The organism is Pacificibacter marinus (genome assembly GCF_900109555.1).
Classification (GTDB): Bacteria; Pseudomonadota; Alphaproteobacteria; order Rhodobacterales; family Rhodobacteraceae; genus Celeribacter; species Celeribacter marinus_C.
Genome location: NZ_FNZV01000009.1, coordinates 84,438 through 105,106, shown reverse-complemented (window position 1 = coordinate 105,106; position 20,669 = coordinate 84,438). Strand labels below are relative to the sequence as shown.

25 protein-coding genes and 2 tRNA genes are annotated in these 20,669 nt (G+C 52.5%); 16 read left to right on the top strand and 11 right to left on the bottom strand.

Features of this window, described 5'->3' with window-relative positions; genetic code table 11:
- Positions 1-12: 12 nt before the first annotated feature.
- From BM025_RS12530 to BM025_RS12520, 3 genes are read right to left on the bottom strand one after another with little or no spacing between them, the layout of a single operon-like run.
- On the bottom strand, positions 13-1,230 hold the full coding sequence (locus BM025_RS12530) for an HD domain-containing protein (RefSeq protein ID WP_170842190.1): 1,218 nt from the start codon (positions 1,228-1,230) through the stop codon (positions 13-15).
- On the bottom strand, positions 1,214-1,483 hold the full coding sequence (locus tag BM025_RS12525; protein WP_085849904.1) for a hypothetical protein: 270 nt from the start codon (positions 1,481-1,483) through the stop codon (positions 1,214-1,216). The genes BM025_RS12530 and BM025_RS12525 overlap by 17 nt, the downstream gene beginning before the upstream one ends.
- 12 nt (positions 1,484-1,495) lie before the next feature.
- Entirely contained in the window at positions 1,496-2,149 is a 654-nt protein-coding gene (locus BM025_RS12520) for an alpha/beta hydrolase (protein ID WP_085849903.1), read from the bottom strand.
- Positions 2,150-2,488: 339 nt separating this feature from the next.
- Here BM025_RS12520 and iscR point away from each other — a divergent pair, with 339 nt between their 5' ends.
- From iscR to BM025_RS12450, 14 genes are all read left to right on the top strand, one after another.
- Positions 2,489-2,959, top strand: a complete 471-nt coding sequence (iscR, locus tag BM025_RS12515) for a Fe-S cluster assembly transcriptional regulator IscR (RefSeq protein WP_085849902.1) — start codon at positions 2,489-2,491, stop codon at positions 2,957-2,959.
- A gap of 6 nt (positions 2,960-2,965) precedes the next feature.
- Entirely contained in the window at positions 2,966-4,018 is a 1,053-nt protein-coding gene (locus BM025_RS12510; RefSeq protein WP_085849901.1) for a cysteine desulfurase family protein, read from the top strand.
- A 105-nt stretch (positions 4,019-4,123) separates the two neighbouring features.
- Positions 4,124-5,650, top strand: coding sequence for a Fe-S cluster assembly protein SufB (gene sufB / locus BM025_RS12505; protein WP_085849951.1), 1,527 nt, complete (start codon positions 4,124-4,126; stop codon positions 5,648-5,650).
- A gap of 3 nt (positions 5,651-5,653) precedes the next feature.
- Positions 5,654-5,902 (top strand): hypothetical protein, encoded by a 249-nt coding sequence (locus BM025_RS12500; protein ID WP_085849900.1) that lies wholly within the window; start codon positions 5,654-5,656, stop codon positions 5,900-5,902.
- Positions 5,899-6,057: a heavy metal-binding domain-containing protein gene (locus BM025_RS12495; RefSeq protein ID WP_085849899.1), complete on the top strand. Its 159-nt coding sequence runs from the start codon at positions 5,899-5,901 to the stop codon at positions 6,055-6,057. Before BM025_RS12500 ends, BM025_RS12495 begins: the two co-directional genes overlap by 4 nt.
- A 52-nt stretch (positions 6,058-6,109) precedes the next feature.
- Positions 6,110-6,679 (top strand): hypothetical protein, encoded by a 570-nt coding sequence (locus tag BM025_RS12490; protein ID WP_085849950.1) that lies wholly within the window; start codon positions 6,110-6,112, stop codon positions 6,677-6,679.
- A 14-nt stretch (positions 6,680-6,693) separates the two neighbouring features.
- Positions 6,694-6,900 carry a hypothetical protein gene (locus BM025_RS12485; RefSeq protein WP_085849898.1) on the top strand — a complete coding sequence of 69 codons (207 nt, stop codon included), beginning with the start codon at positions 6,694-6,696 and terminating at the stop codon, positions 6,898-6,900.
- Between the two features lie 107 nt (positions 6,901-7,007).
- Entirely contained in the window at positions 7,008-7,577 is a 570-nt protein-coding gene (locus tag BM025_RS12480; protein WP_085849897.1) for a hypothetical protein, read from the top strand.
- Positions 7,578-7,688: 111 nt separating this feature from the next.
- Positions 7,689-7,940 carry a hypothetical protein gene (locus tag BM025_RS12475; RefSeq protein ID WP_085849896.1) on the top strand — a complete coding sequence of 84 codons (252 nt, stop codon included), beginning with the start codon at positions 7,689-7,691 and terminating at the stop codon, positions 7,938-7,940.
- 138 nt (positions 7,941-8,078) lie between these two features.
- Positions 8,079-8,840 carry a Fe-S cluster assembly ATPase SufC gene (gene sufC, locus BM025_RS12470; RefSeq protein WP_085849895.1) on the top strand — a complete coding sequence of 254 codons (762 nt, stop codon included), beginning with the start codon at positions 8,079-8,081 and terminating at the stop codon, positions 8,838-8,840.
- Positions 8,840-10,135 carry a Fe-S cluster assembly protein SufD gene (gene sufD, locus BM025_RS12465; protein WP_085849894.1) on the top strand — a complete coding sequence of 432 codons (1,296 nt, stop codon included), beginning with the start codon at positions 8,840-8,842 and terminating at the stop codon, positions 10,133-10,135. The genes sufC and sufD overlap by 1 nt, the downstream gene beginning before the upstream one ends.
- 4 nt (positions 10,136-10,139) lie before the next feature.
- Complete coding sequence (locus tag BM025_RS12460; RefSeq protein WP_085849893.1) at positions 10,140-10,637, top strand: YIP1 family protein; 498 nt, start codon at positions 10,140-10,142, stop codon at positions 10,635-10,637.
- A complete protein-coding gene (locus BM025_RS12455) occupies positions 10,630-11,847 on the top strand; it encodes a cysteine desulfurase (protein ID WP_085849892.1) in 1,218 nt (405 codons plus the stop codon). Before BM025_RS12460 ends, BM025_RS12455 begins: the two co-directional genes overlap by 8 nt.
- 71 nt (positions 11,848-11,918) lie before the next feature.
- Positions 11,919-11,995, top strand: a tRNA-Arg gene (locus tag BM025_RS12450).
- A 61-nt stretch (positions 11,996-12,056) separates the two neighbouring features.
- Here the strand turns inward: BM025_RS12450 and BM025_RS12445 are convergent.
- From BM025_RS12445 to BM025_RS12420, 6 genes are all read right to left on the bottom strand, one after another.
- Entirely contained in the window at positions 12,057-12,485 is a 429-nt protein-coding gene (locus tag BM025_RS12445; RefSeq protein WP_085849891.1) for a site-specific integrase, read from the bottom strand.
- 108 nt (positions 12,486-12,593) lie between these two features.
- Positions 12,594-12,667, bottom strand: a tRNA-Gly gene (locus tag BM025_RS12440).
- 67 nt (positions 12,668-12,734) lie between these two features.
- The gene (locus BM025_RS12435; RefSeq protein ID WP_085849890.1) at positions 12,735-14,792 is read right to left on the bottom strand and encodes an ASKHA domain-containing protein; all 2,058 of its coding nucleotides are present in this window, start codon (positions 14,790-14,792) and stop codon (positions 12,735-12,737) included.
- A 10-nt stretch (positions 14,793-14,802) separates the two neighbouring features.
- Positions 14,803-15,369, bottom strand: a complete 567-nt coding sequence (locus BM025_RS12430; protein WP_085849889.1) for a pseudouridine synthase — start codon at positions 15,367-15,369, stop codon at positions 14,803-14,805.
- A gap of 24 nt (positions 15,370-15,393) precedes the next feature.
- Complete coding sequence (locus BM025_RS12425; RefSeq protein ID WP_085849888.1) at positions 15,394-16,386, bottom strand: methyltetrahydrofolate cobalamin methyltransferase; 993 nt, start codon at positions 16,384-16,386, stop codon at positions 15,394-15,396.
- Positions 16,387-16,470: 84 nt separating this feature from the next.
- Positions 16,471-16,776 carry a virulence factor gene (locus BM025_RS12420; protein WP_085849887.1) on the bottom strand — a complete coding sequence of 102 codons (306 nt, stop codon included), beginning with the start codon at positions 16,774-16,776 and terminating at the stop codon, positions 16,471-16,473.
- Between the two features lie 243 nt (positions 16,777-17,019).
- Between BM025_RS12420 and BM025_RS12415 the strand changes: the two genes are divergently transcribed.
- Entirely contained in the window at positions 17,020-18,132 is a 1,113-nt protein-coding gene (locus BM025_RS12415) for a Ppx/GppA phosphatase family protein (RefSeq protein ID WP_085849886.1), read from the top strand.
- An 89-nt stretch (positions 18,133-18,221) separates the two neighbouring features.
- Here the strand turns inward: BM025_RS12415 and BM025_RS12410 are convergent, their stop codons facing one another.
- Together BM025_RS12410 and hemB are read right to left on the bottom strand one after the other, a co-directional pair.
- Positions 18,222-18,812 carry a lipid-binding SYLF domain-containing protein gene (locus BM025_RS12410; protein ID WP_244515672.1) on the bottom strand — a complete coding sequence of 197 codons (591 nt, stop codon included), beginning with the start codon at positions 18,810-18,812 and terminating at the stop codon, positions 18,222-18,224.
- Positions 18,813-18,988: 176 nt separating this feature from the next.
- A complete protein-coding gene (gene hemB / locus BM025_RS12405) occupies positions 18,989-19,987 on the bottom strand; it encodes a porphobilinogen synthase (RefSeq protein WP_085849885.1) in 999 nt (332 codons plus the stop codon).
- A 153-nt stretch (positions 19,988-20,140) separates the two neighbouring features.
- Between hemB and BM025_RS12400 the strand changes: the two genes are divergently transcribed.
- Entirely contained in the window at positions 20,141-20,668 is a 528-nt protein-coding gene (locus BM025_RS12400; RefSeq protein ID WP_085849884.1) for a component of SufBCD complex, read from the top strand.
- Position 20,669: the final 1 nt, after the last annotated feature.

The following is a 20,669-nucleotide window of genomic DNA, read 5'->3' as shown; positions in this document are numbered from 1 at the left end:
TCCCCACAGGTTTCAAAGCGCATTTTGGACAACAAACCACGGGGCCACGCGCGCACGAATAAACGGCCACAGGGCAGGGCTGCCACGGTTGATTTTATCGCCAACGCGTACGTCCAGTTGATGCAGTTTCACATCGTAAGTGCGCCACGAACCGCCATCATTGGCCAAATTGTGTAACACAGGCTGCGCGCGGTCGATGGATTTGGCATAGAGCGCTGTTGCGGTCTGCGCTGCTTCAAATTCTTCCCAAATGCTGCGCAACTGTTGGTTTTGATCCGTGGGCAATAGGCCAAACAGGCGATCAGCCGCTTTGATTTCAGCGACTTCTTGGGCTTTTTGCGCCTCGGTCGTTACCGTGCCGTGGATCGGGTTGTCGCCGGCGTCCACTTCGACAATATCATGCAAGATCATCATCAAAATCGCGCGAGAGACATCTATATCGCCGCGTGCATGATCTGACAGAACCAGCGCATAAAGCATCACATGCCACGAATGTTCGCCCGAATTTTCACGGCGCGAGCCATCCATGATCGGCGTGGCGCGCAAGACGGCTTTCAACCGGTCTGCTTCGCACCAATAGGCATAGCGCTGCGCCATCACGGGGTCACAGGGACGGTTTTCAAACAGGGCTAATGTGAACTCGTAAAGTTCTGGCAGAATGTCTTTTATTTTCGATGCGCGGCCATGTTTCAAATTGCTCTCTACAATGTCGCGTTCTTCGGCCAGTTGGATTGGCGCGCCAAGACATTGCAGCGCAGGGGCAAGAAAATCGATGGCCTTGGCATAGCGTGCGGTGGGGCTTTGCATGTCTTCAAACGCGCGCCAAATCGCTGTGTATTTCAGCTCAAGATCGGTTGGCAGCAGGCCAAAAATTCGTGTCGCGGCCAAGGCTTCGGCGTCTTCGATATCTTGCGGGTTGTGGGTGATGTGGATCGGATGATCGCCTGCATCGATTTCAACGATGTCATGCAAAATCAGCATTTCGATGGCTTGCGCTATATCGACATCTGGCCCTGCTAAAGGGGCGCAGAGCACGGCCAAAAGTGCGGCGTGCCATGAATGTTCTGCTGAGTTTTCAAACCGAGCGCGGTCCATCACTTGATTGGCGCGATCTATTGATTTGAGCTTGTCGGATTCCAGCAAAAAAGCGAACTGCGCGTCTAGGCGTGTGGTGTCTTGTATGTCGCTGATCGTAGAAATTGAGGGAGATACGTTAAATGTCAATGTCATCTTCTGCACTTGGTGGCGGAGCTGTTGGAGCTTGCCCCGCTTTATATTCTTTCACGCGCTGTATAATATAATCGCGAGCACGACGTTCGGCCAAACGCACGCGGGCGGCGGTATTAAACGCCTCCTGCGTGGTTGTCGATGTCGCGCCGATCACTTGGGACACTTGTTGAATGAACTGATCGTCACCTATTGCGTCCATAGCTTTGATCGCATCTTTGGCAAGGTCATCTGCCAGATCATCCATGATCCCCATGTGCGACGTCCTCTAGCGTGTGTTTTCTGTCAAACGGCGGCGGACATAAGTGTCCACGTGGCCGATCATCTCATCCATATACGGTTCTTCAAAGAAGTGGCCGGCACCCTCGATTTCGGTGTGGGTGATGGTGATGCCCTTTTGCTCGTGCAATTTGTTCACAAGCGTATGGGTGTCTTTGGGCGGTGCCACGCGGTCGGCTGTGCCGTTGATGACCAAACCGGAAGACGGGCAAGGCGCCAAGAATGAGAAATCATACATATTGGCGGGGGGCGCTACGGAAATAAATCCGGTGATTTCAGGGCGGCGCATCAAAAGTTGCATACCGATCCAAGCGCCAAAGCTAAAGCCAGCGACCCAGCAATGTTTCGCATTCGGGTTCAGAGATTGCAGGTAATCCAGCGCGGAAGCTGCATCTGACAATTCGCCGATACCTTGATCATATTCACCCTGAGAACGTCCAACACCGCGAAAGTTAAAGCGCAGCACAGTAAAGCCCATTTTGTGAAAGGCGTAGTGCATGTTGTACACGACTTTGTTGTTCATCGTGCCGCCAAACTGCGGATGAGGATGCAAGATGATTGCAATCGGAGCATCTTTGGCGCGTTGTGGATGGTAGCGGCCTTCGAGGCGGCCTTCTGGGCCTGGAAAAATCACTTCGGGCATTGAGGTCCCTGTCTCCTTAGAAGCCATAACTGCTTTCGGCCCGCAGGATGCGGGGCGCGCGGTCTGGGACTCCCATTATGGGGTGTCGTTTTACGCTCGTTTTGTGCACCAGTTTCGGCTATTGTTGACGAATTAGATCAGGAACTTTAGAAGCATTCTAAACTTACTGGTCAAAATGGCGTACGAGTTGCTATGGAGTTAAGCCGCCAAAGCGCTAACGTCAATGATTTTGCTCAAGAATTACCCTCTTTGCGGGGGAATTATCGTGAAAACGGGGCAAAACTGAGACAGGTAAGGCCGATAGGTCGTTTGGACCGCCACCGATTGGGAGATCGATACATGAAGCTATCAACAAAAGGGCGCTATGCGATGGCCGCTTTGGCGGATCTGGCACTGCAAAAAGACGGAGCTTTGCTGTCTTTGTCCGATATTTCCAAGCGCCAAGATATCTCGTTGCCGTATCTTGAGCAACTTTTCGTCAAGCTGCGCCGCGCCGAACTTGTGGTCTCTGTGCGTGGCCCCGGTGGCGGGTATAAATTGGCGAAGATGCCATCAGAAATTCGTGTGTCTGATATTTTGGAAGCTGTCGATGAAACGGTGTCGGCGATGCACACAGGGGCAGGGGCGTCTGGCGGCGTGTCTGGCAGTCGTGCGCAATCTATGACCAATCGGTTGTGGGAAGGTTTGTCGGCGCATGTTTACGTATTTTTGCACCAAACCCGCTTGTCTGACATTACTGAAAATGGCTTGCGCCCTTGTCCTGCGGTTCCGAATTTGTTCGAAGTCGTTGATGACGTAAAGGTGGACTGACCTAAGATGGCACGCGCGTCTCGCATATATTTGGATTACAACGCGACTGCGCCGCTGGCTCAGGCCGCGCGCGATGCGATGATTGCCGCCATGGATGTGGTGGGCAACCCGTCGTCTGTGCACGGCGAAGGCCGAATTGCCAAAGGTCTGATCGAAAAGGCGCGCGGGCAAGTGTCCGACGCTTTTGGTGCCAGTTCTGCAGATATCGTGTTTACCTCTGGCGCGACCGAAGCTGCGGCTTTGGCGCTGTCTGGGCGGGGCTTTGCCTGCGCTGATGTGGAACATGAAGCGGTGTCATCGTGGTGTGAAACATCCCTGCATGTTGATGGGCGTGGCGCTGTGACCTGCACAGACCCGCGATCAAACACGTTGCAATTGGCGAATTCTGAAACTGGGATTGTACAAACGTTGCCAGAAGGGCTTGCGGTTGTGGATGCCACTCAAGGGTTTGGAAAACTGCCTATCGCGTTCAATTGGTTGGGCTGCGATATGGCGCTGATTTCGGCTCATAAAGTTGGCGGCCCCAAGGGGGTTGGCGCTTTGGTGCTCAAACAAGGTCTAGATATTTCGGCGCAAATATTGGGAGGCGGACAAGAAATGGGACGTCGCTCTGGCACGGAAAATCTACTTGGGATCGTTGGTTTTGGGGCTGCGGCCCATGCCAGTGCTCAGATGTTGGCTGACGGTGTTTGGGATCAAGTGGCCGAACGCCGCGATCTGTTGCAAGCACGTCTTGAAGATGGCGCAGATGACATCATATGTGTCGGGAAAGATGTAAAACGTTTGCCCAATACGCTGAGTGTGATCATGCCGCATTGGAAGGGCGAAACACAAGTGATGCAAATGGATTTGGCTGGATTTGCCGTGTCGGCAGGATCGGCCTGTTCCAGCGGTAAAGTGAAATCTAGCCGCGTTTTGCGTGCCATGGGATTTTCTGATCTTGAGGCATCTTGCGCGATGCGCGTATCACTTGGACCAGATACGACTACCGATCAAATAGAGCGGTTTGCCAATGCTTGGATTTCAGCATATGCCCGCTGGAAACACCGCGCTGCTTAGATATAAGTCGCTTAAATATTACAGGCCCCGAATGGGGCGCATAAGATAAAATGGGCCAAAAGAGCCTAATGAGACGCACATAAAGGAGTGATCCGCATGGATGACATTGCAGTCAAAGATCAAGTTCAAGTCAAAGATGGCGTTGAGCAAGACACAGTCGATGCGGTTCAAGCGCTTGCTGGAACTTACAAATACGGCTGGGACACTGATATCGAAATGGAATACGCCCCAAAAGGCCTATCCGAAGATATCGTACGTCTTATTTCCGAGAAAAACGGCGAACCTGAATGGATGCTGGATTGGCGTCTCGAGGCGTACCGCCGTTGGTTGACTTTGGAAGAACCCAACTGGGCGATGGTCGATTACCCTAAGATCGATTTTCAGGACCAGTATTACTATGCGCGTCCCAAATCGATGGAAGAAAAGCCTAAGTCTTTGGACGATGTTGATCCCAAACTTTTGGCGACCTACGAAAAGCTTGGCATTTCTTTGAAAGAACAAGCGATTTTGGCTGGCGTCGAGGGCGCTGGGGAAACGCCTGCGGATGGCGAGCGTAAAGTGGCCGTCGATGCGGTGTTTGACTCTGTCTCTGTTGGGACGACCTTTAAAAAAGAGCTCGCTGCTGCAGGCGTGATTTTCTGTTCCATCTCAGAGGCGATCAAAGAGCACCCTGAGTTGGTTAAAAAATACCTTGGCACCGTTGTGCCCGTGTCGGACAACTACTACGCGACGCTGAACTCTGCTGTGTTCTCGGACGGGTCATTTGTCTACATCCCGCCAAACACACGTTGCCCGATGGAGCTGTCCACATACTTCCGCATCAACGCGGAAAACACCGGCCAGTTCGAGCGTACGCTGATCATTGCGGATGAAAAATCATACGTGTCCTACCTTGAGGGCTGTACCGCCCCAAAACGCGACGTGGCGCAATTGCACGCCGCTGTGGTTGAGATCGTTTTGCTAGAAGATGCAGACGTGAAATATTCCACCGTGCAAAACTGGTTCCCTGGCGATGAAGAAGGCAAGGGTGGCATCTATAACTTTGTGACCAAACGCGCCGACTGTCGCGGCGATCGTTCCAAAGTGATGTGGACCCAAGTCGAAACGGGCTCTGCCGTGACGTGGAAATACCCGTCCTGCATTTTGCGCGGTGATGAGTCACAAGGCGAATTCTATTCCATCGCCATCGCCAACAACATGCAGCAGGCAGACACTGGCACCAAAATGATCCACCTTGGTAAAAACACCAAGTCGCGGATCGTGTCCAAAGGCATTTCTGCGGGCAAAGCGCAGAACACCTACCGTGGTCAAGTTACCATGCACCCACGTGCCAAAGACAGCCGCAATTACACCCAGTGTGACAGCTTGCTGATCGGGTCTGATTGTGGTGCACACACAGTGCCGTACATCGAAGTGCGCAACAACACATCGCGCGTTGAACACGAAGCCACGACATCAAAAGTCGATGACGATCAACTGTTCTACTGCCGCGCACGTGGCATGGGCGAAGAAGAGGCCGTGGCCTTGGTCGTCAACGGGTTCTGTAAGGAAGTGCTGCAAGCGCTGCCGATGGAATTCGCGATGGAAGCCCAAGCTTTGGTTGCTATTTCTTTGGAAGGCTCAGTGGGGTAACGCATGTCTGGTTTTCTTCAAAGCCCGCGATTTCGATACGCATGGATGGTCTCGCTTCTTGCTGGGGTCTGCTTTCCATTCGTGTCCGCGGCTTTGTCGGACGGATCAGACATGTCTTATCTGATGCGGGTCAACCAAGATTTCTTGCGAAAAACATTTAGCTTTGCGGCGGTGTTTTTCGCAATTCAATGCATCTGGGCGATTTTTCTGTTTCGCCGCGACCAAAACCATTCTCAGGAGGCTTCTAAATGATCATCTCCACAACGCCTTCTGTCGAAGGGCAGCCCATCACAGACTATAAAGGCATCGTCTCGGGCGAAGCTATTATGGGCGTTGGTTTGGATGACGAAGTGATCAACAACATGCTGATGGTGTCTGCATCGGACATGGCTGTGAAGCTGACATAATCAGATGTCTCAGGCAGCACCCCACCATACATTTCCCCCAGAGGGACCAGAATTGACCTTTCCGTTTGAGGTCACTTTATGGGTGCGCGAAGCCTATGATTTGGCCACTACAATCTTAGAATACGGTTCAGGCGGATCGACTGCTATGGCGTCGCAGATGTCTGGAAAAACCGTGTTTTCGGTCGAAAGTTCGGCGTCATGGCACCATGCTATGGCGGTTTGGTTCGATGATAATCCACCTGTGTCTGATGTTCGGCTGCATTACCAAAATATTGGAAAAACCCGTGAATGGGGCTGGCCAGAAACCGATGCAAACTGGCGTAAATATCCCAAGTACCCTTTGTCAGTTTGGCAGCGTGACGATTTTCAACATCCTGATTTGGTGCTGATTGATGGGCGGTTTCGAGTGGGGTGTTTTTTGACCACCTTACTGTCGATCACCAAACCTGTGACCGTTTTGTTTGACGATTACGTAGGGCGCGAAAAGCAGTATCAAATCTGTGAAACCTTTGCACCAATCACGCAAACCCAAGGGCGCATGGTGGAATTTAAACTTGAACCCACGCAGCTTGATCCCACACGATTGCTGGATGTGATCACCGCTTTTGGCAAACCCAACTGAAAAGAATTGACCTTATGACCCCTGAACTGTTTTCTCTTCTTGCTATGAAATCCATTGGTGTTGCCATTGGGGTGTTTGTCGGTGTTGTTATCGGTCTCAATGTGCGCGCGCGCAAAGGCAATCGTCAAAACCTGTTCCGCGATTCCGTGTTTGCCACAGCCTTTCTCGCGTCGATGATTGCATGGGCTTTCGTGATCATCATGCGTGCGGTACTGGGCTGAATTTTTGATGACCCGTCCCTCACATACCCTTTTTATGGCGCCGCCCCGCTCTTGCCATAATCGTACATTAACCATGATATTGTTAGTGTATAAGAGGGCTTTTGTTTATGGACCAAAGGACAGAATTTCAAAATCGTATCAATCGAGTTGCGGACCTCAACCGCGATCGAACACAGCAGGTTGGACTCTCAAAAACACTGCGAACGCAGCGCAGCGAGCGCATCAACTCGGTGATGGAACGGCAAGACGCGTGGGACAAAAAGCACACGCGTCATGGCGATGCGGACCCAAAGACAACAAAGTCTTGGCCTCACATGTTCTCAGTGGTTCTTGCTATCTCAATAGGCGGGATATCTGCTATCGCGGCGCGCTTTACGCTGTTCCAATCCTCCCGCTACATGGGAGTCGATTTATCGCCCAGCATCGGGCTGACGTTGGATATTTTTCTAGCCATAGCAATCGGATTTTGGGTCAGAGAACTCGTGTCTCTGTCGGCTTTTCGCCAAATAGGCGCGCAGTTCTTGGGGATTTTCCTAGCCTTAATGACAATGCACAATGTGGTTCATCAACTACCAGATTCATTCGCGCGTCTGCTTTCTCCGGAATGGGTGGAACATGTGAAACAAAGCACGCAACCCGGAACGTTGCAGTTTCGCGAGGCCGAACCACGCATCTAACGTCACCTTTTGAACGCATCAGTTTGGCCCCGCAGTGCCATTCTCGTTCCTTAATCTCTTCGCAACTCGGGCAGGATACAACACCCTGTCCAAGCCGGAGAGACACACACCATGTACCCCGAGCAGAAAAAAGCGTTCGACGCGCGCATGGCTCGCATTCAGGCGGGCAGCGCCAACACATCGGGCACGGTGCTGTGCGGGGTCCAAACCGAACCCACCAAACAACAGCACGTGCCGCAGGGCAAAAAACGGCGCGGGGCATCTCGCCGTGCTATTATGGCCAAAGGTCTACGTTCAGCCATCTTACAAATTCTAATTTTGGGCACGGGTCTTATCGTGTTCATTCGTTTTGTGGGTCTTTAACATCTGTTAACGCCCCTAAACTGCCAGTGATTGCGCGCTCTTTGGGGTGCCAATTGGCCAATTCATCACATACAACGCACACAGACGCCTGCCGCATGGTTCACATGCGCGCTGGCCTTTCCGCATGAAGGATAAAAAATGTTAGAAATTAAAAACCTCCACGTGAAGCTTCAAGACGAAGACAAGCAAATTCTTAAAGGTGTAAACCTGACTGTCGAGCCGGGCAAAGTCCACGCGATTATGGGGCCAAACGGATCCGGTAAATCCACCACATCCTATGTCCTGTCTGGCCGCGACGGCTATGAAGTGACCGAAGGGTCCGCAACACTTGACGGCGCAGACCTGTTTGACATGGAACCAGAAGAGCGCGCCGCAGCGGGCCTTTTCTTGGCGTTCCAATATCCTGTTGAAATCCCCGGCGTGGGCAACATGACGTTCTTGCGCACAGCGGTTAACGCACAACGTAAAATGCGCGGCGAAGTCGAATTGACAGCGGGCGAGTTTTTGAAAGTCGTGCGCGAGAAAGCCAAAGCGTTGAAAATCGATGCAGAGATGCTCAAACGTCCTGTAAATGTTGGCTTTTCTGGCGGCGAGAAAAAACGCAACGAGATTTTGCAAATGGCAATGCTTGAGCCAAAAGTTTGCATCTTGGATGAAACCGATTCCGGTCTTGATGTTGATGCGATGAAACTCGTGGCCGAAGGCGTGAACGCATTGCGCGATGGCAAACGGTCTTTCGTTGTGATCACGCACTACCAACGCCTGTTGGACCACATCAAACCTGACGTGGTGCACATCATGTCCAATGGTCGCATCATCAAATCCGGTGGCCCTGAATTGGCTTTGGAAGTGGAACACAACGGGTACGCGGATATTCTCGCGGAGCAGGAGAACGCTTGATGACACGGGCACAAATGAAACAACGTAAACGCGATGAAACTGTCACGCGTCTTGAGGGACTTGTTCTTCCCAAAGGGGCTGACTGGGCAACCGAATTGCGCCAAGCGGCCCTTGCACGCCTGCTTGAGATGGGGCTTCCCACCAAGCGTGACGAGTATTGGAAATGGACCGACCCGACAAGTTTGACGGCTGCTGTTCCTGTTAAAGCTGAGCTATTCGAAGGTAATGAAACACCGTTTTTTAATGCGATTGATCGCTTGAAAATTGTGTTTGTCGATGGTGTTTTCGATGCGTCTGCCTCAGACGATCTGTCTGGCGAAGGCATTGAAATCACGACCCTGTCACAAGCTCTCAGCGCTGATATTCACTGGGCAAAAGACGCTTACGGCGTGTTAGAACTTGCGGGGCAAACCCCTGTTGAGCGTCCTTTGGCGGCGATGAATACAGCCTTTGCAACGGATGGTGTTGTGATCCGTGTGACGGGCAAGGTCACCAAACCTGTCTCGTTGATTTACAAGCACGAAAACGAGATCTCAGATGCGATTTTGCACAACTTGGTCAAGCTTGACGAGGGGGCTGAATTTACGCTTTTGGAAAATGGACCTGCTGCTGCACGGTTCAATAAAGTGTTGGAAGTCGACATCGCTGATGGCGCATCTTTTCATCATATTCGTGCCCAAGGCCGCGATCATGAACGCCGTGCTGCCACGCATATCTTCACCCGCTTGGGCAAGGAAAGCTTGTTTAAATCCTTTACCATGACGGCCAATGGCATTTTGACCCGCAACGAAGTGGTGATCGAATTGACCGGCGACGACGCACAGGCCCATGTGGGGGGTGTGTGCATGGGAGACGGTGAATTCTTGCACGATGACACCGTGTTTATCACCCATGACGCCGAACGCTGTGAGTCACGTCAGGTGTTTAAAAAGGTGCTGCGCAACGGTGCGACAGGCGTGTTCCAAGGTAAAATCTTGGTCAAAGATGGTGCGCAAAAAACCGATGGGTATCAGATTTCTCAATCACTCTTGCTAGACGGAGACAGCCAATTTTTGGCCAAACCTGAACTTGAAATCTACGCTGATGATGTGGTGTGTTCGCACGGGTCCACAACGGGCGCGATTGATGAAGAAGCTCTGTTCTATATGAAATCTCGGGGCATTCCGGCCACAGAAGCGACAGATTTGCTGACCTTGGCCTTTTTGGCCGAAGCCATCGAAGAAATCGCCCGCGAAGACATTGCTGATGATGTGATGCAACGCCTTGAAGCGTGGCTTGCACGGCGTAAAGGATAGTCATATGGGCGTCGTTTTAGATATTTTACGCACGTACCGCACCCCACGTGCGGTGCTGCGGCATCGCATCGGCCCACAGGTTGATGAAAGCGGCGCCTTGGTCACTGTCATGTTGGCTTGTAGTCTGATTTTCGTCGCGCAGTGGCCCCGTTTGGCCCGTGTCGCGTTTGAAGCAGAGCAAGATATCCAAGTCCACATCGGTGGGGCACTGTTGGCATGGGTCTTTATAATGCCTTTGGTGCTTTATGTTTTGGCAGGGGCGCTGCATCTCGTGTTGCGCCTCGTTGGCGGTAAACAATCCGCTTATGAGGTTCGCATGGCGACCTTTTGGGCGCTTTTGGCGGCTGCTCCTTTGTGGTTGCTTTATGGTCTTGTGGTTGGATTTATCGGCACAGGGGCAGGGGTGACGCTTATCGGATTTATTGCCTTTGCGGCATTCACACTTTTCTGGGGATTGGGGCTGGTCGAAGTCGCCTTTCCGAAAGAGGCCTCTCATGTATGATGTATCTGCCATCCGTGCGCAGTTTCCAATCTTGTCGCGCGAGGTCAATGGCAAGCCGCTGACCTATCTCGACAGCGGGGCGTCAGCGCAAAAACCGCAGGTGGTGATTGATGCAATCACGCGGGCTTATTCAGAAGAATATTCAAATGTTCACCGTGGCTTACACTTTTTGTCTAATCTTGCGACCGACAAATATGAAAGCGTGCGCGGTATTGTTAAGACGTTTCTAAATGCCCCACACGAAGACGATATTATTTTCACATCTGGCACCACAGAAGCCATCAATCTGATCGCCTACAGTTGGGCCATGCCACGCCTGAAAGCTGGGGATGAGATCGTTTTGTCGATCTTGGAACACCACGCCAATATCGTGCCGTGGCATTTCTTGCGCGAACGCATGGGCATTGTGATTAAATGGGTTGATTGCGCCCCTGATGGCAGCTTGGATGCTCAAGCGGTGATTGACGCGATGGGGCCTAAAACCAAATTGGTTGCTGTTACCCATATGTCCAACGTCACAGGCACGCGGGTTGATGTGAAAACCATCTGTTCTGCTGCGCGTGAAAAAGGCATCGCGACGATGATCGATGGGTCGCAGGGGGCCGTACACGGGCCTGTCGATGTGCAAGATATCGGTTGTGATTTTTATCCCATCACGGGTCATAAACTATATGGTCCCTCTGGGTCTGGTGCGATTTATGTCCACCCAGATCGCCAAGCCGAGATGCGTCCCTTTATGGGCGGCGGCGATATGATTGACACCGTGACCCGCGAAACCGTGTGTTACAACAAGCCACCGATGAAGTTCGAAGCTGGCACGCCTGGCATTGTGCAAACCATCGGTATGGGTGTGGCTCTTGATTGGCTGATGGATATCGGCATGGAAAATATAGCCCAGCACGAAGCCGAAATTGCGCGTTATGCCAGCGCCAAGCTGCAAAGCCTGAACTGGTTGCAAGTCCAAGGCACGGCTCCTGACAAAGGTGCGATTTTTTCATTCACCATGGCTGGCGCACATGCGCATGACCTGTCCACAGTGCTCGATAAACGCGGCGTAGCTGTGCGGGCAGGGTCGCATTGCGCGATGCCGCTGATGGAACACTTGGGCGTCACTGCCACTTGCCGCGCGTCTTTTGCGATGTACAACACTAAAGAAGACGTCGACACATTGGTCTCAGCGCTTGAGTTGTGCCACGATCTATTTGCCTAAAATATGAAAATCAGGGGCGGTGCGAAAATCGTTTGCACCCCCCAAACCCTTGGCCTATACCGACCAAAGACGCACCCATAGCTCAGCTGGATAGAGCGCTGCCCTCCGAAGGCAGAGGCCGCAGGTTCGAATCCTGCTGGGTGCACCATAAAATCAATGACTTAGCAATTTCACATTTTCTTTGGATCTGTTACGCGTAACGGAAACTCTCATTTCCGTCTTCTTTCTACGGCTCTTTTTGCAGATTCCATGAAGTCAGGGGCATGGTGCCCATAGACTTTTTCAATGGTTTCTTGGCTGGTCGCGAAGTATCCCGATGCCTCCCATGTTTTAACGCCGTTTTGCAGCGCCCAGGTGATTGCTGTGTGCTTTAAGGTGTGTGGCGATACGTCTGTCAGCCCCGCTTCTTTTGCAGCTTTTGCGAAGCCGCGTTTAGGGTCTTTGATCATACCTCCATTGTACTCGACTGCCCAACGGCATCCTTGCGACTGCCATCGTTTAAGGTGCCCTAATAGTTGGCGTGGAATCGGGGCAGGTGTACGGCGCTTTTTCGTGATGCGTTCACTTTCGGACATGCGAAACATGATGCCAGCCTCGAGGTCAAACCAGCCGCCGATTGTATTTTTGGAGAAACCCATTCTGATTATCGCGTCTTTGCGCGTTCCTGTGTACAGGCCAATTAGGATGAAGCGCGCAATGTGTTTTGACTTGTGGCCACGATATGCTGACGTCAGACATATATAAATTGGAGCGGGTAACGAGAATTGAACTCGTAACTAAAGCTTGGGAAGCTGCCGTGATACCTTTTCACCATACCCGCTCTGTTGGACCTGATTAGGGTCTCTCATGCGCAGCGTCAAGTCTGTAGCTGCGCCCGAAATACAAGTTTATCCGCGCCGCCCGCGTCTGCGTCCTCGTGTGCCGTCACCGCCGCCAGTGTTAAAGGACGGATCGGGCAGGGGCACGATCGCCCGTAGCCCTGAAAACGGTGCAGTTGCATGCGGAATGCCATTGGCTTCAACGAAATGTTCTTGAAAACGCGGCTCAATCGCGGTCTCAACCTTGGTGATTTGTTGCACCAATGTTTCGACCTCGCGCCGTGCTGCAACGTTCAAAAGTGCGATTTGCGCGCCTGTACCTGCGGCGTTGCCCGCAGAGGTTACATGTTCCAATGGACAGTCAGGGATCATGCCCAAAACCATCGCGTGTTTGGGCGAAATATGTGCGCCAAACGCGCCAGCCAGCACCACACGGTCCACTGTATCGGTGCCAAATTCATCCATCAACAAACGCGCGCCTGCATAGAGCGCGGATTTGGCAAGTTGAATAGCGCGAATGTCGCCTTGGGTCACTTCTACAACAGAACCGCCGTCTGCTGATCCGTCAAACAAGAGATATGCGTGGGTGCGTCCCGTTGGGCGACAGCGCGCTGTGCCTGTGGCCTCTGCCGATCCGATCAAGCCGCTGGCATCCAAAAGACCAGCCATGCGCATTTCTGCCACGGCTTCGATAATACCAGATCCGCAGATGCCCGTGACACCTGTGGTGGCGGTTTGCACGGCAAACTCAGGGTCCGTGGACCACAGATCACAGCCGATAACTTTGAAGCGCGGTTCTTTTGTCTCAAGGTCAATCTCAACGCGTTCAATCGCACCGGGGGCTGCGCGCTGACCGCTGGAAATTTGCGCACCTTCAAAGGCTGGCCCCGTCGGGGATGAGCAGGCCAAGACACGGGTTTTATTGCCCAAAATTATCTCAGCATTGGTGCCAACATCGACAATTAATGTCAGTGGATCAACGGTTTGCGGTGCCTCAGACAGGGCTACTGCTGCGGCATCTGCCCCGACGTGGCCCGCAATCAGAGGCAAGATATAGACCTGTGCATTGGGCGCGAAATTCAATCCGATCTCTTGCGCGGGCACATCCAATGACGATGACAGCGCCAAAGCAAAGGGCGCTTGGCCCAAAGGAATGGGATCAAGACCCAGCAAAAGATGGTGCATCACAGGGTTCATCACAAACACGGTCTCGTAAATATCCGTGACTGAAATACCTGCTTCGCGCGCCAAATCTTGCGCCAAAGTGTTCATCGCATCGCGCACAGCCGCGGTCATATCCGCCGCGCCGCTTTCATTCATCATCGCATAGGATACGCGCGACATGAGGTCTTCGCCAAAGCGGATTTGCGGGTTCATCACACCGCCAGAGGCTTTTACATCACCGCTGATCAGGTCAGTCAAATGCGCAGCAATGGTGGTCGACCCAAGATCGACAGCAAGCCCAAACAGGTTTGGTTCAGCGAACCCTGCCCAGATGCCAATCACTTTCGTTTGGCCCGCACGGGCGGTGTGCAGTGCCAAAGTGACGGCGTTTTTGCCATCAAGCAGCGCGTTTTGCAGCTGCGCCAACATATTAAAGGGCAGGGTGACGCCGTTGATGCTCCAACTGTTTGCAAGCGCCATCTGCGTGCGTTCCCAATCGCCAGCGGGATCGTGCATATCGGCCTCGGCGACCTCAACATAATAGAGCCGCGTTGCTACATCCATTTCGATATGGCGGGTTGTGGCGGCTTTGCGCACGACCTGTTTGTGAACTTGGCTTTCCGCCGGAACATCCAAAACCACATCGCCGGTCACGCAAGCCTGACAGCCCAAACGGCGCCCTGGTTTGAGGCCGCGCACACGATCATAGCGTTCTTCAACCGCGTTAAATTCGGTCAACGCGTCTGGATTTGCGCTGATCCCATGCTTTGAATGATCGCCAAACGATGGCTGGACCTGACATTTGGAACACACGCCACGCCCACCGCAGACGGAATCAAGATCGACGCCAAGTTGACGCGCTGCCGCCAAAACGGTGGTGCCGCTGGGCACGCGGCCGCGTTTGCCAGACGGGGTGAAAATCACCAACGGATCTTGCGATGTGTCTTGTGTGGTGTCGTTCATGTCAGGGCACTCATTTCAATTTACTGATGTCTTCATCACGCCATTCACCACTTTTCAGCCCGCCAATCGTCCACGGTCCAATGGCCACGCGGATCAGGCGCAGCGTGGGAAATCCAACATGGGCGGTCATGCGGCGCACTTGGCGATTGCGGCCTTCAGAAATGGTCAATTCAAGCCAGCTATCAGGCACAGATTTGCGGTAGCGCACGGGCGGTGTGCGGTCCCACAGCATTGTCGGCTCTGCAATACGGCGTGCTTTGGCTGGACGGGTCATGCCATCTTTCAATTCAACGCCGCGCCGCAGGTGATCAATCGCTTCGTCAGAAATATTGCCCTCGACTTGCGCCAAATAGGTTTTGGCCATTTTGTTTTTCGGGTTAGATATCTTGGCTTGAAGTGGACCATCATCGGTGAGCAGCAGCAAGCCTTCTGAATCGCGATCCAATCGTCCAGCGGGATAGACCGCAGGCACTTTGACAAAATCAGACAAGGTGGCGCGCTTGGTGCCGTCTAAGCCTTTGTCGGTGAACTGAGACAGAACATCGAAAGGTTTGTTTAGGGCAATCAAGCGCGCCATTGTCGTATCCTTTGTCTTTAAACCTTAACCGCGACGCCGACGTCCGCCACCACGACGCCCACCACCAGAACCGCCAGCCTCAGCGGCAGTTTTGGCGGCCTCGGCGTAAGATGCGCCATCTTTCATAGCGTCTAAAATGCGGCTAAAGCTGATCCACTGGGTGCCGTCTGGGTCGTGGTTCATCAGTAGGTTGGCCGCGCGGATGGCTTCCATTTCTTGAGACCGCACAGGGTTCATAATCGCAGACGTCATGCCCGCGCCAATCGCCATGGGTAAGAATGCGGCGTTGATGCCGTGACGATGCGGCAAGCCGAATGACACGTTTGAAGCGCCACACGTTGTGTTCACGCCCAACTCATCACGCAAGCGACGTACCAGTGTAAACACCTGTTGGCCCGCTGAGCGCATCGCGCCGATGGGCATCACCAGTGGATCCACCACGATGTCATGGGCTGGAATGCCAAAATCGGCAGCGCGCTCGACAATTCTTTTGGCCACAGCAAAGCGCACATCTGGGTCTTCAGAAATGCCTGTGTCATCGTTTGAAATCGCCACAACGGGCACGTTGTATTTTTTGACCAACGGCAACACCAACTCAAGGCGCTCTTCTTCTCCGGTGACCGAGTTCAACAATGGGCGGCCCTCGGACGCTTCAAGCCCAGCTTCCAAAGCGGCAGGAACAGAGCTGTCGATGCACAAAGGCACATCAACGATGGCTTGGATGCGTGTGATCAATTCGCGCATCAATGGCGGTTCTACAAAGTTGTTGTCCGCGTAACGGGGGTCTTCGGCCATTTTGTTGGAAAAGACAGCGCCTGAATTGATGTCCAAAATGGTCGCGCCACACAGCACTTGTTCAATGGCATCGCGTTCAACAGTCGAGAAATCACCAAGCTCCAATTCCGCCGCAAGTTTTTTGCGTCCTGTGGGATTGATGCGCTCGCCGATCACGCAGAATGGTTCGTCAAAGCCAATCACGGCGGTTTTGGTTTTGCTTTCGATCACGGTGCGGGTCATGTGGATCATCCTTATTGGGGCAGGTGGTCGCTGTATTTGGCATAAAGTGCCGAACATACACGCGCCAGAAAAACGTTGGGCTGTTTAAGCGGTCGGGGCAAAGCCATTGTTATCGACAAACGCTTTCAAAGTCTCTTTGTCAAAGGCTGCATCCAGTTCGGCGGCTTTGGAATCAGCTGCGGCTTGGGCATCGCCCGTCACATCGCCGCCTGACACATCGCGCCATTCCGCCATGTATGCGTCGCCTTCGGTTGCGCCAATGCGCATGGCAACACGGTCGATTGCCTGTTCAAAGCGTTCCGGCAAAACAGCGCGCGCCGCTTTGCGACCACGGCCAATACGGACCTGTGCAGGAATATCGCGCCAGTAAATGAGTGTAAGTTCTGACATGTAAGCCTCGGTTCAATAGTTACGTCGCAGGGATGCGTTGGCGTTAGGACTAAAGAAAAGGCGGGATCAATACCAGTCACGGAAAGTCGTCTGAATTGGAAAAATTCTCAACAAGGTTATGAGCCACATCCAAAACGCACGATAAGATCACATAAAACGTGATGAATCTGTCGCTTACTAGGCTTGCAGCTTTTCCAATTTTGAGCGTAAGATCAAACCAACTCAAAATGGAGGGCGTGTAATATGGCGCCCAAGCGTCCCTATGGTGCGGGCGCGTTCCCCAAAGCGGTCGAGCCTCTCGCACCTGCAAAAGTCGACCCTGCGCAGCTTTATGCCGCGTTGGACCTCGGCACAAATTCGTGTCGCATGTTGATTGCTCAACCCAAGGGCAGTCAGTTTCATGTGATTGATAGCTTTTCCAAATCCGTGCAGCTTGGTGCGGGGTTGGAACAGACTGGACGTTTGTCCAGAGCCTCAATTTCTCGTACAATTCAGGCGCTAAAAGTGTGTCGTAAAAAGCTTGAAAAGCATGACGTAAAACGCATGCGGCTTGTCGCCACCGAAGCTTGCAGACGTGCGCACAATTCGCGTGAGTTTATGCGCGCGGTGCGTCGCGAGGTCGGCATCGATCTTGAGATTATCAAACCAGAAGAAGAAGCACGCCTTGCCGTGATTTCGTGTGCGCCGCTGGTGTCGACCAAAACCGAACAGCTTTTGGTGGTGGATATTGGTGGCGGGTCGACCGAATTGGTTTGGATTGATCTGTCATCTGTGCCGCGCATCGAACGCCCACGCGCGATCATGCGGTTGCATCGTGGGTTTCACAACGCTGATAGTCCGTTTCCTCACGCCAAAGTGGTCGACTGGATTTCCGTACCGCTTGGCGTTGCCACGCTGAAAGATCAATTCCAAGACGTCGATGATGACTCCGCACGCTTTGCGTTGATGTCTTGGTTGTTCGAAGAAAAGCTGGCCGATTTTGCGCCCTATGCCAATGACGCCTGTCGTGAGGGATTTCAGATCATCGGCACATCGGGAACGGTGACAACAGTTGCCGCATCGCACCTTGGGTTACGGCGTTATGATCGCAACAAAGTCGATGGGTTGCGAATGACATCCGAGCAAATTGACCGTGTGATCCGCGATTATCTTGATCTTGGCCCAGAAGGTCGGCGGCGTGATCCGCGGATTGGTCGGGATCGCCAAGAATTGATCATGTCTGGCGCTGCCATCTTGCAAGCGTTGTTGCGGATTTGGCCAACGGACCGCTTGTCTGTGGCGGATCGTGGTCTGCGTGAAGGTCTGCTGTATGCGCAGATGAGTATGGATGGGGTTTTGGAAGAAACCGTTCCATAGCTGCGCTGCATTATCTTAACGTAATAAATGAAAAACGCCCCGTAACTGGGGCGTTTTTTTCGTTAATTTAGGATTTAAACGCGTGAATCCTACGGAATAATACGCGTGTATTTTGTCCCTTCAACCGTTGCCCCAGCAATCAAACCTGCTTGTCCAAAGACAACAGCAATCACAGGTGAACTTGAGGTCGTGGTATCAGCAGACAGGTTTTCACCACGGTTGTTCAGCGCATATTCGATATCAGCACCAGCGGCCCAACCAGGTGAGCTGCGGAATTTCAACAAAGCGTCATTGGTCATGAAAAACAGCACATGCGCATATTGCTGTGCGCCGATTTGCAATCCGAATGAGGCTTGCGTTGATGAATAATAATCAAGCGTTGTGTTGTTGACCCGCAAAACACCGCGTCCATAAGAACCGCCCAGGCCAAGGCCCGCTTTGGTCACCAATGGCATCACCAACATGCCTACAGATTTATCACGCAATTCTACGGTGTTGGGGTATTGGCTGAACAGATACTGCAACGACGCATCGGCGCGCGCATCAATACGTGACGCGCCATTGCCGCGCAATCCGTTGTCACAGGCCGCAAGGGCCGTTGCGCCAAGGCCGATCATAAATGTTCGACGGTTTGCTGTTGAAAGTGTTTTAGTTGTCATCTGTGCCAATGCTTTGGTCATAGAACTGCCTTTTATTGTGTCACCGCCATGGGTGCTTATCCTCATGAAATCAGGCTCTGTGGCCCTTTTACCCAGCTTACAATGCGCATGCAGGGGTTGTCATTGCTTATTGGTCATTTGGTCGCGTTTCGGCAGATTTTCCCTAAACTTATGATCAATGAGTCTCTTTTATCGGGTTAGCGCGTCAAAATTCGCGCAACTTCGGGCGCAAAATACGTCAATATCCCGTTGCAACCCGCGCGCTTGAAGCACATCAGGCTTTCCAGCATGGTCTTTTCTCGGTCAATCCAACCATTTTGCGCCGCCGCTGCAATCATCGCATATTCGCCAGACACTTGGTACGCAAAGGTCGGTACGCCAAACCGATCACGCACGGACCGGCAAATATCGAGATATGGCATGCCGGGCTTGACCATCACCATATCCGCACCTTCGCTCAGATCGCGCTCAACCAGACGCAGTGCTTCTTCGGCATTCGCAGGATCCATCTGATAGGTCTTTTTGTCACCTTTAAGCGCACCAGAAGCCCCAACAGCATCGCGAAATGGACCATAAAAGGCAGAGGCATACTTGGCAGAATAGGACATAATAGTCACGTTCGAGTGACCACCGACTTCAAGCGCACGGCGGATCGTCCCAATGCGCCCATCCATCATGTCCGATGGTCCGATGATATCTGCGCCCGCTTCAGCTTGCGCGACGGCCATTTTAACCAAGGCTTCAACGGTCATATCGTTGACGATTTCCCCGTCGACAACGAACCCGTCATGGCCATTGATGTTGTATGGATCAAGCGCCACATCTGTCATGATCGCAAGCTCGGGCACCTCGGCTTTGATGGCACGAATGGCACGATTGACCAGATTGTCACTGTCCCATGCGCCAGCGCAATCTTCGGTTTTAAGATCTTGTTCTATATATGGAAACAAGCAAATAGCAGGAATGCCCAGCTCAAATGCTTCACGGGCGGCTTTGACCAAAAGGTCGATCGACAAACGGTTAACGCCGGGCATAGATACAATCGGTGTGCGTTTGTTTTCGCCGTCTTGCACAAAAACCGGCCAGATCAAATCATGCACTTCCAGCGCATTTTCACGGACCAGTCCGCGCAGTGCGTTCATCTTACGGGTGCGGCGCAAACGTGTCAGCGGGTAGGGTGCAATTGTGCGAGTCATGATCTGTCCTTTCGCGCATATGAAATGCGAATTCTATCAGCTATGGGGTGGCATGGATTTTACCGCTCATCAAGGGTGGGAATCGCCGCGCCCGCAGCTTAAAGTCTTTCAAGCCGTTATAAATATGCCCAGAGATCAGAAAGAATTGCCGTTTTGAACCTCTATCAAACTATTTTTGAAGTGATCGACATGCGGTCCTTTTCGAACTTGTGGTACTGGATCGCTCTGGCGGTTCTATGGTCCACGGCCTCTCATTATGTATTGGGCGTGCCTTACGATATGGCGCATAAGGCGGCCCATGAAGGCGGCGAAAAGATGAAGGATGTTGAGAGCATGATCCGCATCAACATCGGCCGCATTCTGAATATTGCCGAAGTGTCAGGGCTTGTCATGATTGGGCTTGTCAGCGGGATTTTGACGATCTTGTTTGTGCTGGGGGCATTCTACGGTGTCGAATTGGCCCAAGCCATTTTCCTGATGGCGCTTCCTATGAGTATTCTTGGAGTGATGAGCATCAAAACTGCCATGAAGATAAGAGAAAATAATCCAACAGGACTTGCTCTGATTTCGATTTTAAAGCGCCATAGGTTCTTTACGCAATCCATTGGAATGTTTTCCATTTTTATCACTGCGATGTGGGGCATGTACCAAAATATCGCTACAGGTCCATTGGGCGGATAAT

Excerpts from the sequence above, each read along its gene's own strand:
- BM025_RS12530 (WP_170842190.1), bottom strand. The coding sequence starts at position 1,230 with ATGACATTGACATTTAACGTATCTCCCTCAATTTCTACGATCAGCGAC.
- BM025_RS12525 (WP_085849904.1), bottom strand. The coding sequence starts at position 1,483 with ATGGGGATCATGGATGATCTGGCAGATGACCTTGCCAAAGATGCGATC.
- BM025_RS12520 (WP_085849903.1), bottom strand. The coding sequence starts at position 2,149 with ATGCCCGAAGTGATTTTTCCAGGCCCAGAAGGCCGCCTCGAAGGCCGC.
- iscR (WP_085849902.1), top strand. The coding sequence starts at position 2,489 with ATGAAGCTATCAACAAAAGGGCGCTATGCGATGGCCGCTTTGGCGGAT.
- BM025_RS12510 (WP_085849901.1), top strand. The coding sequence starts at position 2,966 with ATGGCACGCGCGTCTCGCATATATTTGGATTACAACGCGACTGCGCCG.
- BM025_RS12500 (WP_085849900.1), top strand. The coding sequence starts at position 5,654 with ATGTCTGGTTTTCTTCAAAGCCCGCGATTTCGATACGCATGGATGGTC.
- BM025_RS12495 (WP_085849899.1), top strand. The coding sequence starts at position 5,899 with ATGATCATCTCCACAACGCCTTCTGTCGAAGGGCAGCCCATCACAGAC.
- BM025_RS12485 (WP_085849898.1), top strand. The coding sequence starts at position 6,694 with ATGACCCCTGAACTGTTTTCTCTTCTTGCTATGAAATCCATTGGTGTT.
- BM025_RS12480 (WP_085849897.1), top strand. The coding sequence starts at position 7,008 with ATGGACCAAAGGACAGAATTTCAAAATCGTATCAATCGAGTTGCGGAC.
- BM025_RS12475 (WP_085849896.1), top strand. The coding sequence starts at position 7,689 with ATGTACCCCGAGCAGAAAAAAGCGTTCGACGCGCGCATGGCTCGCATT.
- sufC (WP_085849895.1), top strand. The coding sequence starts at position 8,079 with ATGTTAGAAATTAAAAACCTCCACGTGAAGCTTCAAGACGAAGACAAG.
- sufD (WP_085849894.1), top strand. The coding sequence starts at position 8,840 with ATGACACGGGCACAAATGAAACAACGTAAACGCGATGAAACTGTCACG.
- BM025_RS12460 (WP_085849893.1), top strand. The coding sequence starts at position 10,140 with ATGGGCGTCGTTTTAGATATTTTACGCACGTACCGCACCCCACGTGCG.
- BM025_RS12455 (WP_085849892.1), top strand. The coding sequence starts at position 10,630 with ATGTATGATGTATCTGCCATCCGTGCGCAGTTTCCAATCTTGTCGCGC.
- BM025_RS12445 (WP_085849891.1), bottom strand. The coding sequence starts at position 12,485 with ATGGGTTTCTCCAAAAATACAATCGGCGGCTGGTTTGACCTCGAGGCT.
- BM025_RS12435 (WP_085849890.1), bottom strand. The coding sequence starts at position 14,792 with ATGAACGACACCACACAAGACACATCGCAAGATCCGTTGGTGATTTTC.
- BM025_RS12430 (WP_085849889.1), bottom strand. The coding sequence starts at position 15,369 with ATGGCGCGCTTGATTGCCCTAAACAAACCTTTCGATGTTCTGTCTCAG.
- BM025_RS12425 (WP_085849888.1), bottom strand. The coding sequence starts at position 16,386 with ATGACCCGCACCGTGATCGAAAGCAAAACCAAAACCGCCGTGATTGGC.
- BM025_RS12420 (WP_085849887.1), bottom strand. The coding sequence starts at position 16,776 with ATGTCAGAACTTACACTCATTTACTGGCGCGATATTCCTGCACAGGTC.
- BM025_RS12415 (WP_085849886.1), top strand. The coding sequence starts at position 17,020 with ATGGCGCCCAAGCGTCCCTATGGTGCGGGCGCGTTCCCCAAAGCGGTC.
- BM025_RS12410 (WP_244515672.1), bottom strand. The coding sequence starts at position 18,812 with ATGACCAAAGCATTGGCACAGATGACAACTAAAACACTTTCAACAGCA.
- hemB (WP_085849885.1), bottom strand. The coding sequence starts at position 19,987 with ATGACTCGCACAATTGCACCCTACCCGCTGACACGTTTGCGCCGCACC.